Annotated in this window: 13 protein-coding genes; 4 read left to right on the top strand and 9 right to left on the bottom strand. The window is 71.6% G+C overall.

Annotated elements, in window-relative coordinates; genetic code table 11:
* Positions 1-3: 3 nt before the first annotated feature.
* Both C4V41_RS33790 and C4V41_RS33785 read left to right on the top strand, forming a co-directional pair.
* The gene (locus C4V41_RS33790) at positions 4-846 is read left to right on the top strand and encodes an ABC transporter permease (protein ID WP_103960040.1); all 843 of its coding nucleotides are present in this window, start codon (positions 4-6) and stop codon (positions 844-846) included.
* Entirely contained in the window at positions 843-2,462 is a 1,620-nt protein-coding gene (locus C4V41_RS33785; RefSeq protein WP_103960039.1) for a dipeptide ABC transporter ATP-binding protein, read from the top strand. The genes C4V41_RS33790 and C4V41_RS33785 overlap by 4 nt, the downstream gene beginning before the upstream one ends.
* On the opposite strand, the gene C4V41_RS33780 is transcribed toward C4V41_RS33785, so the two are convergent.
* The 4 genes from C4V41_RS33780 to C4V41_RS33765 all read right to left on the bottom strand — a co-directional run bounded on the left by C4V41_RS33780 (position 2,459) and on the right by C4V41_RS33765 (position 6,503).
* Positions 2,459-4,030, bottom strand: a complete 1,572-nt coding sequence (locus C4V41_RS33780; RefSeq protein WP_103960038.1) for a serine/threonine-protein kinase — start codon at positions 4,028-4,030, stop codon at positions 2,459-2,461. The two genes, C4V41_RS33785 and C4V41_RS33780, sit on opposite strands and share 4 nt — an antisense overlap.
* A gap of 86 nt (positions 4,031-4,116) precedes the next feature.
* Complete coding sequence (locus tag C4V41_RS63300) at positions 4,117-4,293, bottom strand: hypothetical protein (protein WP_200824420.1); 177 nt, start codon at positions 4,291-4,293, stop codon at positions 4,117-4,119.
* Between the two features lie 106 nt (positions 4,294-4,399).
* A complete protein-coding gene (locus C4V41_RS33770; protein WP_103960036.1) occupies positions 4,400-4,855 on the bottom strand; it encodes a protein kinase family protein in 456 nt (151 codons plus the stop codon).
* Positions 4,776-6,503 carry a hypothetical protein gene (locus C4V41_RS33765; protein WP_200824419.1) on the bottom strand — a complete coding sequence of 576 codons (1,728 nt, stop codon included), beginning with the start codon at positions 6,501-6,503 and terminating at the stop codon, positions 4,776-4,778. Before C4V41_RS33765 ends, C4V41_RS33770 begins: the two co-directional genes overlap by 80 nt.
* A 292-nt stretch (positions 6,504-6,795) precedes the next feature.
* On the opposite strand from C4V41_RS33765, the gene C4V41_RS33760 reads away from it, so the two are divergent.
* Positions 6,796-7,548: a hypothetical protein gene (locus C4V41_RS33760; protein ID WP_103960035.1), complete on the top strand. Its 753-nt coding sequence runs from the start codon at positions 6,796-6,798 to the stop codon at positions 7,546-7,548.
* Positions 7,549-7,551: 3 nt separating this feature from the next.
* On the opposite strand, the gene C4V41_RS33755 is transcribed toward C4V41_RS33760, so the two are convergent.
* From C4V41_RS33755 to C4V41_RS33745, 3 genes are all read right to left on the bottom strand, one after another.
* Positions 7,552-8,979, bottom strand: coding sequence for a serine/threonine protein kinase (locus tag C4V41_RS33755; RefSeq protein ID WP_103960034.1), 1,428 nt, complete (start codon positions 8,977-8,979; stop codon positions 7,552-7,554).
* Positions 8,960-9,631 (bottom strand): TetR/AcrR family transcriptional regulator, encoded by a 672-nt coding sequence (locus C4V41_RS33750; RefSeq protein WP_103960033.1) that lies wholly within the window; start codon positions 9,629-9,631, stop codon positions 8,960-8,962. The genes C4V41_RS33755 and C4V41_RS33750 overlap by 20 nt, the downstream gene beginning before the upstream one ends.
* A 125-nt stretch (positions 9,632-9,756) precedes the next feature.
* Positions 9,757-9,963, bottom strand: coding sequence for a cold-shock protein (locus C4V41_RS33745; protein ID WP_103960032.1), 207 nt, complete (start codon positions 9,961-9,963; stop codon positions 9,757-9,759).
* A gap of 382 nt (positions 9,964-10,345) precedes the next feature.
* On the opposite strand from C4V41_RS33745, the gene C4V41_RS33740 reads away from it, so the two are divergent.
* Positions 10,346-12,235 carry a serine/threonine protein kinase gene (locus C4V41_RS33740; protein ID WP_103960031.1) on the top strand — a complete coding sequence of 630 codons (1,890 nt, stop codon included), beginning with the start codon at positions 10,346-10,348 and terminating at the stop codon, positions 12,233-12,235.
* A 4-nt stretch (positions 12,236-12,239) separates the two neighbouring features.
* Here the strand turns inward: C4V41_RS33740 and C4V41_RS33735 are convergent, their stop codons facing one another.
* Positions 12,240-13,454 (bottom strand): cytochrome P450, encoded by a 1,215-nt coding sequence (locus C4V41_RS33735; RefSeq protein WP_160150489.1) that lies wholly within the window; start codon positions 13,452-13,454, stop codon positions 12,240-12,242.
* A gap of 49 nt (positions 13,455-13,503) precedes the next feature.
* Positions 13,504-15,294, bottom strand: a complete 1,791-nt coding sequence (locus tag C4V41_RS33730; RefSeq protein ID WP_160150488.1) for a rhamnogalacturonan lyase family protein — start codon at positions 15,292-15,294, stop codon at positions 13,504-13,506.
* Positions 15,295-15,310 lie beyond the last annotated feature (16 nt).

Genomic DNA, 15,310 nt, shown 5'->3' with positions numbered 1-15,310 from the left:
CCAATGTCCGCAGTCGCCGGCTCCCGGCCGGCCCCGAAGGTCTTCGTCCGTCCCGGCGCACTCCTTCCGGCGGCCTTCCTCGTCCTGCTGGGGATCGCCGTCGTGGTGCCCGGCCTGCTCACCTCCGTGGATCCGCTGGCCGCCGACCCGCTCAACGCGCTCAGCCCGCCCGGCGCGGCCCACTGGTTCGGCACCGACCACCTCGGCCGCGACGTGCTGGCCAGGGCTATCCACGGCGCCGGCCACTCGGTCGTCATCGGCGTGGCCGCCACCGCCATCGCGGTCGCCTCCGGCGTGCTGCTCGGCCTCGCCGCCGGCCTGTCGCCCACATGGCTGGACGAGGCGCTGGCCCGCTCGTTCGACGTGCTGTCCACGCTCCCCGAACTGCTGCTCGCCCTCCTCATCGTCGCGATCACCGGCCCGGGCACCGGCAACGTCATCTTCGCCATCGCCGTCGCCCAGGTCCCGAACTACGCCCGCGTGATCAGGGCCCAGACCTTCGTCGTCCGCCACTCCGGCTACGTCGAACAGGCCCTCACGTTCGGCCGCTCCCGCCTGGCGATCACCGCCGGGCACGTGCTGCCCAACGTGCTCGGCCCGATCCCCGTCCTGGCCACGATCGGGCTCGGGCAGGCGGTGATCGCCGGTTCCGGGCTCAGCTTCCTCGGCATGGGGCCGCAGCCGCCGGCCGCCGAATGGGGCGCGATGCTCGCCGAGGCCCGCAACTACCTGCGCGTGGCCTGGTGGGAGGCGTTCTTCCCGGGCCTGGCGATCACGCTCACGGTCGTCTGCCTGACCGTCGTGGGCCGCCGCCTGCAACGCCGCTTCGAAGGGAGAACACCTTGACGACGTACGCGGCCCCGCCCTCCGTCGGCACGCTGGTGGGCGTGACGGACCTGCGGGTGGGCTTCGACGGGACCGAGGTCGTCCGCGGCGTGTCCCTGTCGGTGGCGCCCGGCGAGTGCGTGGCGATCGTCGGCGAGTCCGGCTCCGGCAAGAGCGTCACCGCGCGCACCCTGCTCGGCCTGGCCGGTCCCCGCTCCACCGTCAGCGCCGCGGAGTTCCGCGTCTCCGGCCGGGACGCGCTCGCCTTCGGGCCGGCGGACTGGCGGCGGCTGCGGGGCAGGTTCGCCGGGCTGGTCCTGCAGGACGCGCTGGTCTCGCTCGACCCGCTGCGCACCGTGGGCGCCGAGATCGCCGAGGTGCTGGCCGTGCACGGCGTCGTGCCGCGGGCGCGGCGGGCGGACCGGGTGCTGGAGCTGCTCGAAGCCGTGGGTGTGCCCGATCCGGCGGCCCGGGCCGGGCAACATCCGCACCAGCTCTCCGGCGGGCTGCGGCAGCGGGCGCTGATCGCCTCCGCCATCGCGGCCGACCCCGAGCTGATCATCGCCGACGAGCCCACGACCGCGCTCGACGTGACCGTACAGGCGCAGATCCTGCGGCTGCTCGCCGAGCGCAAGGCGGCGGGCACGGCGCTGCTGCTGATCAGCCACGACCTGGCGGTGGTGGCCTCGATCGCCGACCGCATCCTGGTCATGAAGGACGGGCTGATCGTCGAGGAGGGGCCCGCCGGCGACGTGCTGGGCGCGCCCGCGCACGACTACACGAAGTCGCTGCTGGCCGCCGTGCCGTCCGCGGCCTCCCGGGGCACCCGGCTCACCACCGGCGCACCGCGTACCCGGCCGGTCCCGAACCCGTCCGCGCAGGTCCTCGCGGGGACGGGCCTCAGCCGCTCGTACGGCCCCCGCCGGGTCGTGGACGACGTCTCCTTCGCCCTCCACGAGGGCGAGACCCTCGGCGTCGTGGGCGAGTCCGGCTCGGGCAAGACCACGCTCGCCCGGCTCGCCCTCGGCCTGCTCGAACCCGACGCCGGCCGGGTCAGTCTGCACCAGCGGCAGTGGAGCCACCTGCGCGAACGCGCCCGCCGCCCGCTCCGGCCCCGAATCCAGCTCATTTCCCAGAACCCGCTCGACTCCTTCGACCCCCGCCACACCGTCGGACGCCTGGTGGCCGAACCGCTCCGCCTGCCCAGGGCGGAACGCCACGCCCAGGTGCTCGACATGCTGGACCGCGTCGGCCTCCCGCCCGAGACCGCCGCCCGCCACCCCCGGGAGCTGTCCGGCGGCCAGCGCCAGCGCGTCGCCATCGCCCGCGCCCTCGGCCCCCGGCCCGACGTGCTGGTCTGCGACGAGCCCGTCTCCGCACTGGACGTCTCCATCCAGGCCCAGGTGCTCGACCTGCTGGCCGACCTCCAGTCCGAGTACGGCACCGCGATGCTGTTCATCTCCCACGACCTGGGCGTCGTCCACCATGTCGCCGATCGGGTGCTGGTCATGAAGGACGGCCAGGTCGTGGAGGAGGGCGACGTGCGCGCGGTGTTCTCCCGGCCGCGCGATCCGTACACGCGGGCCCTGGTCGCGTCCGTGCCCCGCATGCCGGCCCGAACGGGCCCACGACTCTAGGAGCGCCGGCCTTCCGTGCGGGTGACGCTGATGGTGCCGGTGGTGGCGCGCAGGCCGAACCCGTACCGGTACTGCTGCCGCGTCTGCGGGGTCGCGAGCGTCTCGCCGATGGAGGCGGTGTGCAGCCGGCGCCACTTGCCCCCGTGCTCGGCGTACGAGGTGACCGTGCCACCGACCAGGAGCAGGGCGAAGCGGTCGCCCGGAGCCAGGGTCAGCGGGACCTCGTCCTGCGCCTTCATGAACGAGCCGCGCGCCCGCAGGTCGAAGCCGGTGGCCTTGCGGGTGTTGTTGTACCAGGCCGTCAGGTAGTTGTCCCCGTCCTTGACCCAGCCCACGAAGACGCTGTCCTCGAACCGGCCGCTGCCGGTGAACGTGCCGGCGGTCAGCACGCTGACGGCCTGGGCGGAGGAGAGCGCGGCGGGCCCGGCCACCATCCCGAAGAACGGCGCGGAACCGCCTCCGGTGAACCTGCCCTCGCCGACGGTGATCGACGGCAGACCTTCCTCGGGGAACGGCCGGTATGTGGCGTACCGGCGTGAGCTGTCGCCCGCGAACCGGTCGTCGACCTCGACCTTGGGCAGCGCCGCGAGATCCAGGCTCGTCCCCGCCGTCAGCGACGCCGCGTCGTTCCGCCCGCCCAGCCAGGACGGCACGACCAGCACACCCGCCGTCACGACCAGCGCCGCCGCCACGGCCGCCACGGCGATCTTCGTGGAGCGCCGCCGCCGGACGAGCGGCTCGGTCGGCAGATCGACCATCGTGCGCCCGTTCGGGTCGCCACCGGTGAGGTCGCGCAGCAACCGCGCGGCGGCCGGGCGCGCGGCCGGGTCCTTGGCCAGGCAGGCGGCCACCAGCGGGCGCAGGGGCTCGGGCACGCCCGAGACGTTGGGCTCGGCGTGCAGGATGGCGTGCAGGATCGCGGGCACGGAAGAGCCGGGAAAGGCGGTCCGGCCGGTCGCGGCGAAGACCATGGTGCTCGCCCAGGAGAACATGTCCGACGCCGGCGTCAGCGGCTGGTCGGTGAACTGCTCAGGAGGCATGTACGACGGAGTCCCCGCCACCTGCGTGTTGCTCGTCATGTGGTCGAGCGCGCGGGCGATGCCGAAATCGATCACCACCGGCCCCTCGGGACCGAGGATCACGTTGGCCGGCTTGAAGTCGCGGTGCACGACCCCGGCGCCATGGATGGAGGCCAGCGCGGTCAGCGTGGAGACCGCCAGCCGTTCCAGCCCGCTGCCGCTGCGCGGCCCGTCGCGCTTGACCAGCTCGTCGAGGGACGGGCCCGGGACGTACTCGCTGACGAGGTACGGCCGCTCGTCCACCACCCCCGTCCCCAGGACCCGGGCCGTGCAGAAGGCGGCCACGCTCGCCGCGACCTCCGCCTCCCGCAGGAACCGCCGCCGGGTCTCGGGATCGCCCGCGGACCGCGCGTGCAGCACCTTGATCGCCACCCGCTGCCCGCCGGGCGATTCCCCCAGGTAGACGGTGCCCTGACCGCCCTCGCCCAGCCGTGCCGAGATCCGATATTCACCGAGTCGCTGGTACTCCAGCGCGCGTGGAACGGTCACAGCGGCACTCCACAGGGTTCGGATGATCTGTCCATGCCGCGCTCAGGGTAGCCCGTGCCTACGCACCAAGAACGACATTTCACGACTTATACGGCGCGCCGCTTCTGGTAGTGCTGCTTGACCAGAGTGCCGGCGCAAACCAGGGCGACCACCCCGAACGCGGCACCGACGAACATGTTGGCGCCGGCGACGTTGAGCACCGCGTTGCAGACCACGCTGACCACCAGGATCAGCCAGAGAAGGGGACGCTTGATGCCGGTCATGGTGTGCTCCTCGTTCACTGGACGGTTCGTCGTGATCAAAGGTACGAACCACCGCCGCGACCGGCGATCCCGCCAAGGGCACTCGTGGGGTACAGCAGGCTGTACCTCACTGGTCCAGACGCATGAAGGTGGCCCCCGCCACGGCCGCCCGGGCGCCGAGAACGTGCCCGTCGCACATCCGCGTCTCGTTCCCCGTCCGGTCGATCACCCGCCACGTCACCGGCTGACCACACGGCCGGCCGGGCCGGTCGTAGTTCCAGGTGCGGTGACATACGCGGCACTCGGAGATGCCGGCCCTGGAGGACAGGGTGTTGCCGTGCTCGGGGCACACGCCCCACGGCATCGCACACGTCTGCTCGGCCTGCACCCTGGCCAGCTCCTTGGCCGCGAGCTGCAGGTCCTCGGCGCCTCTGGCCATCCACCCGGCCGCCTGCCGCGCGGTCAGGAGCACCTCGTGCTCGGGCGTTCCCGCCGGGACGCCGTCACAGAGCTGATGGATCTCCGCGGTGATTGCCTCGGCCCGTCCGGCGAGGTCGTTCAGGTGCGTGGGAGTGACGGTCATCCGGGCTTCCACCTCGCAAAGTACGAAACGTTCCACCTACTGCCAGGCTAGCCATGAGGGTGGGGGTGCGAGCGGCCGGTCGGGGACAAATGGGAGATTCTCCAACACCGCACAGGTACGGGCGCGCGAGAGCCAGCGCGGTCCCGGTGAGCGCCATCCCGAGGAAGACGGGTGACAGGTGCCAGAGGTCGACGTACCCGATGCTCAGGTGGGTGACGACGGCCGGGACGAACCCGGCGGCGGCGGCCGGCGCGAGCGTCCACCACACCCACGCCTCCCCGCGCCGCCAGCCCCAGGCGCTCAGCGCGGTGATCGCCGCGGCCGCCGCCATCAGCCCCCCGCCCAGCCCGGCCCGGTCGTGCGCGATGAACGGCATCAGCCGCTCGTTCACCGCGTCCAGGTCGTCCGCCCCGGCGCCCAGGTACGCCACGTCGCCGGCGACGAACACGTCGGTGAGCCCGACGGCCGACACGGCCACGCCACCGGCGAACAGCCCGATCCCGGTGACCACCATCAGGAGCTGACCGGTGAGCGCGCGGCGGCGCTCACGCTCCGGCCCGTCCGGCCGGGCCGTCCACCGGGGGCCGTCCGGGGACCGGCGGGACGCGGCCACGAACATCGGCAGGAGCACGGCGGTCAGCACCAGGTGCAGCGGCTCGGCGTATCCGTGGGCGAACAGGTAGAGCACCGCCGCGAACCCGATCCACCCCGACACCAGGTACGCCTCCCGCGCCCACGGCCAGCCCCGGCGCATGCCTCCGGCGGCCAGGCCCGCGTACAGGACGCCGATGGCCACCATCGTGCCCGCCAGCGTGATCCGGTCGTGGCGCAGGAAGTGGACGAGGTGGTGGTTGGTGGCGTGCAGCGCGTGCCGGTCCATGTCGAGGAAGGCGCGGTCGTACCAGAGCAGCACCGGGCCGAGCGCGACGGCGGCGGCCACCAGCCCGGCGACGGCCATGATCACGCCCGTCATCAGCCCCCACCACCAGGCGGGCCATTGCCGGGGATCGCCGCCTACTGGCGTGGGGGCGGGCGCGGTGGGCGTCGCCGCCTCCATCACCCGCCCGAACCACCCGGGCCCCGCCTCGATCAGCAGGGCCGGCGTGGCGAGCACGACCTTGCCCGGCTCGGCCAACTCCCGCACCGCCTCCGCCACGGACGCCGACTCCCGGCACACGACCTCCGGCCCGTCCACCGGCAGCACCGCATCCACATACGGCTCAACAGCCCGCGCCACCGCCGAATCCCCGGTCCGCACCATCACCGGCACCCGCCCACGGGCCGCCGCCTCCCGCTCGGGCGCGCACCCCCGTCTGCCCGCCGCCGCCAGCACCAGCGGCACGTCGGCGAGCGAGACCGGTTCGACCACGATCAGTCCCGCGCCCAGCGGTGGCAGGGCCCGGACGGCCTGCCGGGCCACCTCGGGCGGGACCACCGCCCCCAGACGGCTGCGCACCGCGACGCCGCCCACCGTCCCCGCCACATGCGCCGGCGGGTGGCGGTGCCCGAGGAGCCGCGCGATCGCCTTCCCGCCGCCGGGCAGCGACCCGGTCCAGGCCAGCACCCCCAGCGCCGCCAGCCGCGACCGCCGCACCCCCAGCAGCGCCCCCGCGATCCCGCGCAGCGGCTGGTACGTCCAGTCAGGCATCGGTCACTCCCAGCGCCGGCGTCCAGGCGAGAACGGACTCCATCGACCTCAGCAGGGCCCCCTGCGGCATCAGCCGGGCCACCAGATTCCGCGACCCGCCGAGCCCACCACCGCAACAGGCACAACGCCCCCTTTTTTAAGCGACTGCTCAAGGAGACGATAGCCCGATTTGAGCAGTCGCTCAACAGGGCCACTAACGAATATGTGATCGACCTCACATTTGTGCTCGGGTACGATTACATGATCATCGCGGCTGCGAGGAGGGACCCCCATGCGTCCTGGAATTCCCGTCATGCGCACCACCATCACCCTGCTCACGGCGCTGGCCGTCGGCCTGTTACCCGCGACCGCGGCGCAGGCGCAACCCCAGCCGGGCGCCCCGGGGCTCAAGATCAAAGAAAGCCGCCATCGGGTCAAGGCGATCGGCCCCGGCTTCGTGCTGAGGCTGTCGAAGCACGGGCTCGACGTGCGCATCGACGAGGAGCGGTTCGGCGACCCCGCCACCGGCAACCCGATCGTGCGCCAGACGATCGACCTCACCGGCCTCACGCTCCGGCCCTTCGAGTGCCGCAACGGCACGTACACCATCAGAACCGGCACCTTCAAGCGCACCTGGCGGCTCTCACAGCTCGCCAAGCGGCCCCTTCCCTACACCGACGGCTTCGCGACCAGCGCGCCGGGCATCTTCACCCCGTTCCTCGGCGAACTCGACGGCACCGTGACCGACGCCGACGGCCGTACGCTGCGGTTCCTGATCTCCGACCTGGTGCAGGAGGTCCTGACCCCCGACGGGTTCGCCGCCACCGCGCCGATCCACGGGCTGTTCATCGACGAGCGAGGCCGGGTACGCGACCGCATCTCCCTCATCGGCCGCTTCAACGCGGGCCCCGGCGGTCAGAACCCCGTCTACGGGATCGAGGACCGCGGCACCTGCCGGCAGACCGCCAACCTGCCCTACGGCCCGGGCAGCGAGAACGCGGTGGTGACCGGACCGCTCTTCGTGCTCCCGTTCAGCGCGCCCGTGACGGTGCCCAGGGACCACTGACGCTCAGGACAGCTGGCAGTTGGCCACGGGCATGAATCCGTTGGCCGGCTGTTCGCCCACGGCATTGGGATATTTCGGATATTTCCACTGGCACAGCGTCGTCGCGGTGATCTGCGTGCTGGATCCGTTGCACCGCAGGTCGTACCAGGATCCCATGGCCGAGGTGTAACCCCGCTCATGGCAGTACGCGTTGGCGTCGGTCCACGTGGCCGTGCCCGTCGAGGGCGGAGGCGGCGCCTCCGTGGTGGGCTCCCGGGTGGGGAACGACGACGTGGGTTTCGATCGCGGAGTCTGATAGACGGTCGTGACCCTGGTGTGCGGGGCGGGATTCGTCTTGCGCGCCGGGGTCGCGGACTTGCGCGGCGCCCTGGTGGGAGCGGTCGCGGGGCTCTGGGCGAGCTGGGCCACCCGGCCCGGCCCCGCCGTGGGCGTCGGCTTGGGCGTGCTGGGCCTTGGTGACGGGGTCGGGGAGGAAGCGGTCGTCGCCGGTCCGGCCGCCCGCTGCTGGGCGCCGCTCGGTGAGAGGGCGTAGAAGCCGAAACCCGCGGTGGCGACCAGGGCCACCGCGCCGGCGGCGAACGCCCGCCGCCTCACGGGCCTCCTGGCCGGGGCGGGAATCCAGGCGGGGGCGGGCAGCGCGCTGAGCCGTTCGACCACCTGGGCGGCGGTGGGCCGCAGCGCCGGCTCCTTGGCCAGGCACTCCCGCAGCAGCAGCCGGAACGGCCCCTCCAGCCGCCGCAGATCGGGCTCGCTGGACAGCACCGCGTGCAGGGCGGCCGGCACACTGTCGCCGGGGAACGCCCGCTCGCCCGTCGCCGCGTAGTACATGGTCGCGGCCCACGTGAACAGGTCCGCGGCCGGGCCCACCTCGCCGTTCGCGATCTGCTCCGGCGCCATGTAGGCGGGGCTGCCGATCGGCTGGCTGGTGACGACCGACTGGCTCAGGTCCAGCGCCTTGGCGACCCCGAAGTCGATCACCACGGGCCCGTCGGGACCGAGCAGCACGTTGCCCGGCTTGAAGTCCCGGTGCACCACCCCGGCCGCGTGGATCGCCGCCAGCGCCGTCGCGGTGTTCACCGCCAGCCGCTGCAGCGCCGCCGCGCCGCGCGGCCCGCTCTCGCGCACCGAGTCCTGCAGGGACGGCCCGTCCACGAACTCACTCACGATGTACGGCCGGCGCCCCGCGAACCCGGTGTCGAGCAGTTGCGCCGTGCAGAACGGGGCCACCCGCTTGGCGGTCTCCACCTCCCGCAGGAAGCGCACCCGAGCCTCGTCGTCGGCGATCAGGTGCTGATGCAGCAGCTTGACCGCGACGAGAACGCCGTTCGGGCCCCGGCCCGCGTACACGACGCCCTGCCCGCCCGACCCCAGCCGGTATTCGAGCCGGTACGGCCCCGCCGAGCCGGGATCCTCAGCGGTCAGCACCATCATCCGGCCTCCCACCGGTGGTGATCGGCCGGCCGGGCGGATGCCGGGCGACCAGCCCCTCGGCGGTCGCGGTGAGCATCAACACGAAGTAGTCCTCCGGGGTGTGCGCGGGGATGCCCGCCATGGCCTGTCGCAGCAGCGCCGAACCGGCCTTCACGGCCTGCAGGTCTTCGGCGGTCTCGGGGGTGTAGTAGGCCGCGCGCTCCTGCTCGGCCATGGTGGCGCCCAGGGTGATGGTGGCGATCGCGGAGGACAGCACGGTGGCGGCGGCCGGGTCGTAGCCGCGCCGGCCCAGGGCCACGATCTGGTGTTCCAGCAGCCGGATGCCCGAGGGTCCGCGCGGGAACAGCCGCTGGAAGTATTCGGCCGTGCCGGGGCGTTCGAGCGTGAAGCGCCGCAGTTGCGCGGCGAAGCCGACGAGGTGGGCGACGGCAGGTTCCGCCGGGTCGTCGACCAGCGTCAGGTCCGCCAGGATCGCCTCGCCGACCAGCCGCTCCAGCGCCGACCTGCTCGGCACGTGGCGATAGACCGCCGCCGTCGTGACGCCGAGCGCGTCGGCCACGGCCTGCACGGTCAGGCCGGCCAGGCCGATCCGGATCCCGGCTCCGATCACGTCGCCAAGACCGAAGCTGGCCGTGCGACCGCCGGTTCTCATCGGTGGGCCCCCTTAGTTACGGGGCCTAACTTAGAAGAATGATCAGCGCGGCACAAGTGCCGGAACGCAGTACGGGCCCGCACCCCCGAAGGGGTACGGGCCCGTACTTACTACGTGTGCCTGGGTCAGGCGGCGACGATGTTCTCCGCCTGCGGGCCCTTCTGGCCCTGGACGATGTCGAAGGACACCTTCTGACCCTCGGTCAGCTCACGGTAGCCACCGTTCGAGACGATGTTGGAGTAGTGGGCGAAGACGTCGGCGCCGCCGCCGTCCTGCGCGATGAAGCCGAAGCCCTTTTCCGAGTTGAACCACTTCACGGTTCCGCTTGCCATGTCGATCTCCTTAGATAAGTGCAGAAACCAACGAATTCGCACCTCGCGAATTCGTGTCGCCGCGATTGCCCATCCGGAAATGACCGGCAAACAAAACGCGCCCGAAGAAACATACTCTGTCGGGCGCGAACAAAGTCTTTATGGGTAACACAACTGCAACGCTTCATAGGCTAGCACAAGGTTCCCGTGCGTGGGTGCGGGGATCGCAACGGATTGGTGCGGCTTCTGTGGTGTTTTGCCAGCTCTTGACCGTTTGTTCACTGATCCAAATCTCTCGCGGCGGGTGCCGCGGAGCCGCCCCAGGCGGGGCAGGGGGCTCCGGGCGCCCTGTGCGGAGTGTGATATTTGATGCTTGAGTGCGAAATGCGCCACAATTTCGGCTATGCCGTCTCCGCTCAAGCCAGCAGACCCCCCACGGCTCGCGGGCTACGAACTCCAAGGCAGGCTCGGCGAGGGTGGCCAGGGCGTCGTCTTCCTGGGGGTCACCGAGTCGGGCGAGCGCGTGGCCGTCAAGTGGCTGAAGCCGGAGCTGTCCAGTGACCACGGCACGGTCGACCGCTTCCTGCGCGAGGCCGGGGTGGCCCAGCGGGTGGCGCCGTTCTGCACCGCGCAGGTGCTGGCCACGGGTGTCGAGGACGAGCGGCCGTACATCGTCAGCGAGTACATCGACGGCCCGTCGCTGCAGGAAGTGGTCGCCACGCGCGGCCCCAGAACCGGGACGGACCTGCACCGGCTGGCGATCGGCACGGTCACCGCGCTGACCGCCATCCACCACGCGGGCATCGTGCACCGCGACTTCAAGCCCGGCAACGTGATCATCGCCTCCGACGGCCCACGGGTGATCGACTTCGGGATCGCCCGCGCGCTCGACGCGACCGCGACGCTGACGGCGTCGGTGCTGGGCACGCCGGCGTACATGTCGCCGGAGCAGCTCCACGGCCGGCAGATCGGCACGGCCTCCGACCTGTTCTCCTGGGCCGCCACCATGATCTACGCCGCCACCGGGAAGTCGCCGTTCCACAGCGAGAGCGTGGCCGCCGTCCTGACCAGGGTGCTGCACCACGAGCCGGACGCGTCCGGGCTGGACCAGCCGCTGCGCCAGGTGGTGACCGCATGTCTGAGCAAGGACCCCGTCCGGCGCCCCACCGCCGACCAGGTCCTGCAGACCCTGCTCGGGGCGCAGAAAGAGGAGAAGACCGCCCCCGCCTCCTCTGTTGCGCGCTCGCGGGCGCGCCTGCGAGGTCCGTTGATCGGGGCCTCGATCGCCGTGGCGCTCACGGCCGGGGCGGCGATCGCCGTACCGTGGACACGCCTGAACGCCGCCCCGGCGACCACCGCCACCCCGGCCGCGATTTCGAAGAACACCCCGGTGACCACGCCTGCCGCCACGACCCTGTCGGGACTGAACGCCCAGCTCTTCGAGCTCCCGAACGATCCGATCGTGCTCACGAACTACGTCGTGTGGGACGCCAAGAGGGAGGCGCCCAAGAATTTCATGCGGACGAAGGGGAGCGTCGACCCGTTCGAGCGGCGCGGTGGGTGGGAGGCGAGGGTGTCGCCGGACGGCAAGTACGTGGCGACGCGCGACCAGGAGCTCGACGACGACAACATGGATTCGGTCACGGTGACGGAGCGCTCGACCGGCGACTCGTTCACGGTCCAGAGCGTGAAGGATCCGCTGAGCGCCGAGATCATCGCCTGGTCGCCCGACAGCTCGCGGGTGCTGCTGGACATCTTCGACACCAAGGGCGACAAGACGATCATCCACGGGTACGCCGTCATCGACGTGGCCGGTGAGAGCATCAAGGTGACGAAACTGCCCAAGACCCAGGACGAGGGCTTCGTCTGGGGGTTCGGCGGGAAGGGCGTGGTCAGTCCGTACAAGGGCGAGGACGGCCTGCGTTTCCGCGACGAGAACGGCAAGGTGGTGCGCGATCTCCCCGCCGCCGGCAAGATCCCGTCCTTCACGCAGGACATCTTCACGCCCTCGGGCAAGAGCTTCGTCACGGACTGCCCGCCGCCGGAGGGAGACGAGACGACCTGCGTCTGGGACGCGGCGACCGGGGCCAGGACCCAGGTGGTCGATACCGTCTGTGATCACCTGCTTGGCTGGTACGACGAGACCAACCTGTTCTGCTACCGGGCGGCCGGGAACGACCAGAAGAAGTTCACGATCGAGGTCGTCAACCTCAAGGGCGCCTCCGTACGCAAGCTGCTGAGCCTCGACTACGGCGAGGACTTCGACTTCTTCTACAACCGCCGAACGACCTGAGCGCCTACCGTCCCTGAGTGTCGAGGCGCAGCGTGAGCGGGCCCCGGTGGTCCAGCGTGCCGCGATACTCGATCCGCTGGTCCGGCACGAGCCGCAGGCCCGGCAGCCGTTCGGCGAGCAGGCGCAGGGAGACCTCGACCTGGCGGCGCGCCAGCCCGGCCCCAGGACAGTAGTGGGCGCCCTGCCCGAACGCCACGCCGGCCTGCGGAGGCCGGGTGATGTCGAACTCCCCGGCCCGCTCGAAGGCGTCCTCGTCACGGTTGGCGGAGGCGAGACAGACGGCGACCTCGGTGCCGGCGGGCAGCTCACGACCTCCCAGGGTGGTGTCGGCGGTCGTCACCCGCAGGAACAGGTGTGTCGGGCCGTCGAAACGGGCGATCTCCTCGGTCGCGTTCGCCGCGAGCTCGGGCCGTTCGCAGAGCAGCCGCCACTGCTGGGGGTGGGAGAGCAGGTGGAGCAGGGCGTTGCCGAGCAGCGCCGAGGTGGTGATGTGGCCCGGCAGGGCGAAGCTCAGCACCAGGCCGACCAGCCCGGCCATGTCGCCGGCGCCGTACGCGGCGATGTAGTCGCTGATCAGGTCGTCCCTGGGCGCGGTGCGGCGCTCGGCCACATAACGTGCGATGAGGTGCTGGAAGCGCACCCAGGCGCGGGCGCACTCGACCCGCTCCTCGTCCGAGGAGAACTGGTGCCCCATCCCCATGGCCGCCGCGGCCCGGCTGTCGTCCCCGAACGTCTTGGCGTCCTCCTCCGCGAAGCCGGCCAGCCGGGCGATCACATCGACGGGCAGCCGGTTGGCGTACGCGGCCATGAACTCGACGCGCCCCTCCTTGGCGAGCCCGTCCATGAGGACCGAGGCCCGCTCGGTGATGTACGGCTCGGCCGCGTCGACGCGCTCGGGCGACAGCGCCGCCGCCGCGGGCGCCCGCAACCGCCGGTGCTCCTCGCCGTCCATCGTGATGTACGCCTCCCGCAACGGATAGCCCTTGGCCAGCTCCTCCAGGATCACCGGCGGGAACGGCGTGTACGGCCGCAGCGTGTTGGCCGAGGAGAAGGTCCGCCCGTCGCGCAGGATCCTGCGCACATCGGCCATCTTCGTCACGACCCAGGCCCCGACCACGGGGGAGAAGAACACCGGCTCCTCCCGCCGCGCCCGTTCGTAGAAGGGGTAGGGATCGTTCAGGTGCGTGCGGAGCGGGTGGTAAATGTCGCCCAGGGACATGCCCATCACCTTTGCCCGATAGCCCGGCGATTGCCCTGACTATAAACGTTCAGTAGGTGATATTCGGGCGCGGCGGCTTCGTCATCCCGGCCCCCAGGAAATAGTCGACGTGGTGCGACTGCAGGTAGCCCTTGAGCGTCATGGCGTTGCGGTAGGCGGGGTTGTGGGCCAGCGTGTACAGCCGGGTGGCGGACGGCTGGTTCGTGGTGAAGACGATCAGTTGGTCGTGGGCGGCGTTGGTGTAGACGACCTCCTCGCGCCAGTCGCCCAGGATGTCGCCGACCAGCGCCGGGTTCGGCCCGCCGGCGTTGACGGCGCCGTAGCCGGAGATGGTGAGCAGGCGCGGCAGGCTGTTGGTGGGCCTCGGGTCGGCCGGGTTCCACTTCTCGAACTTGCCGTCGTTCAGCAGCTCCATGGTCAGGTCGCCGTCCCACCACAGGCCCAGGTGCGGCCAGGGGCGCCGTGAGGTGTCGGGCTCGGTGAGCTGGTTACCGCGGGCGTTGTAGAGGCCGGAGAACGACCAGACCTCCATGCCGGGGAAGCGCGGGTCGATGTCGCCCGCCATGCCGCGGCCGACGTCGCCGACGCCCGCCTCGACGTGCTTCCAGAGCATCGTGCCGTTCGCCGCGTCGTAGTAGTACTCGCGCAGGCCGCTGGGGTTGTCCTGCTGCACGCCGTAGCCCTGCAGACCGGCCCGGCCCGGGTCCATCTTGGCGAGGTGGAAGCGGTCGCCGTGGATGACGCCCTGGCCGGCCAGGGAGTAGCGCACGGTGCCATTGCCGTTCAGGACGAACCCGATCTCGGCGATCTCGTCCTTGCCGTCGCCGTCCACGTCGATGATGCGGGTGTTGTGCCCGTCGGGCATGTCCTGGTTGCCGCGCAGCCACTTCCACTGCCGCGTCAGCGTGCCGCCGGTGAACCTCCAGGCGGTCATCATGAGGTTGAAGCCGCCGTTTCCGACGCGGTTCTTCATGTACGCGACCAGGCTCGGGGTGACGCCGTCGAGGTAGCCGACGCCGAACCGGGCGTACATCGGGCCGTCGGCCACATAGTCGGTGGGCACCGGGGCGGTGGCGCGGGGCGCTCCGGTCCGGCCGTCGAGGATGGCGATGGCCTGCTGGTCGGGCGTGTACCTGGTGCCGTCGCCGAAGGTCACGCCCGCCGCGATCCGGACGGCGACCTCGGCGCGGCCGTCGCTGTCGAGGTCGGCGACCGTGACGCCGTCCCAGTGGCCCACGTCGATGGTGGCCGAGCCGCCTTCGATGTTGTCCTGGTTCGTGCTGTTCGGGCCCATGTCGACCGACCACAGGAACCGGCCGTCGCCTCGGTATGCCTCCAGCTTCTGCGGCGAGGTCTGGCGGTCGATGACGTAGTCGTACTCGCCGTCGCCGTCCAGGTCGCCGGCCCAGGTGAACTTCACGGGGCCGCCGGCCCGGATCGGGATGCGGACCACCGGCTCGACGGCGTGGTTCGCGGTCAGCGTGAACGCGCCGCTCGCCGCCTGCTCGGTGCCGTTGAGCACGGGCCGGACGTGGTAGCCGTTGGCCTTCGTCAGGTCGGCGGTGGTGTCGGTGTAGTTGGTGCCGCCGGTCAGGACGGCCGCGTTGAGCTTGACGTACGCGCCGCCCGCGGTGGAGCGGTAGACGTTGAAGCCGAGGCCGTCCGGGTCCAGGCCCAGCAGCCGCCAGGTGACCAGGACACTGGCCGAGCCGGAGCGCACGGCCACGACGCCGCGGCCGAGATTCTCCATCGGGCGCGCGGCGGCGGCCTGCGCGGGCGCCCCCGCGGCTCCCGTGATGAGCGCCAGGATCGCCGTCGCGGTGACGCATAAGAGCTTCATGGTCGTCTCCTTCGGG

Source organism: Nonomuraea solani, from assembly GCF_900108335.1.
Classification (GTDB): Bacteria; Actinomycetota; Actinomycetes; order Streptosporangiales; family Streptosporangiaceae; genus Nonomuraea; species Nonomuraea solani.
Note: the sequence above shows the minus strand (reverse complement) of the source record. Positions and strands in the feature narration are given on the sequence as shown.

Coding starts and splice junctions, on each gene's coding strand:
- C4V41_RS33790 (WP_103960040.1), top strand. CDS start 4: ATGTCCGCAGTCGCCGGCTCCCGGCCGGCCCCGAAGGTCTTCGTCCGT.
- C4V41_RS63300 (WP_200824420.1), bottom strand. CDS start 4,293: ATGACCGGCATCAAGCGTCCCCTTCTCTGGCTGATCCTGGTGGTCAGC.
- C4V41_RS33770 (WP_103960036.1), bottom strand. CDS start 4,855: ATGACCGTCACTCCCACGCACCTGAACGACCTCGCCGGACGGGCCGAG.
- C4V41_RS33765 (WP_200824419.1), bottom strand. CDS start 6,503: ATGCCTGACTGGACGTACCAGCCGCTGCGCGGGATCGCGGGGGCGCTG.
- C4V41_RS33760 (WP_103960035.1), top strand. CDS start 6,796: ATGCGCACCACCATCACCCTGCTCACGGCGCTGGCCGTCGGCCTGTTA.
- C4V41_RS33755 (WP_103960034.1), bottom strand. CDS start 8,979: ATGATGGTGCTGACCGCTGAGGATCCCGGCTCGGCGGGGCCGTACCGG.
- C4V41_RS33750 (WP_103960033.1), bottom strand. CDS start 9,631: ATGAGAACCGGCGGTCGCACGGCCAGCTTCGGTCTTGGCGACGTGATC.
- C4V41_RS33745 (WP_103960032.1), bottom strand. CDS start 9,963: ATGGCAAGCGGAACCGTGAAGTGGTTCAACTCGGAAAAGGGCTTCGGC.
- C4V41_RS33740 (WP_103960031.1), top strand. CDS start 10,346: ATGCCGTCTCCGCTCAAGCCAGCAGACCCCCCACGGCTCGCGGGCTAC.
- C4V41_RS33735 (WP_160150489.1), bottom strand. CDS start 13,454: ATGTCCCTGGGCGACATTTACCACCCGCTCCGCACGCACCTGAACGAT.
- C4V41_RS33730 (WP_160150488.1), bottom strand. CDS start 15,294: ATGAAGCTCTTATGCGTCACCGCGACGGCGATCCTGGCGCTCATCACG.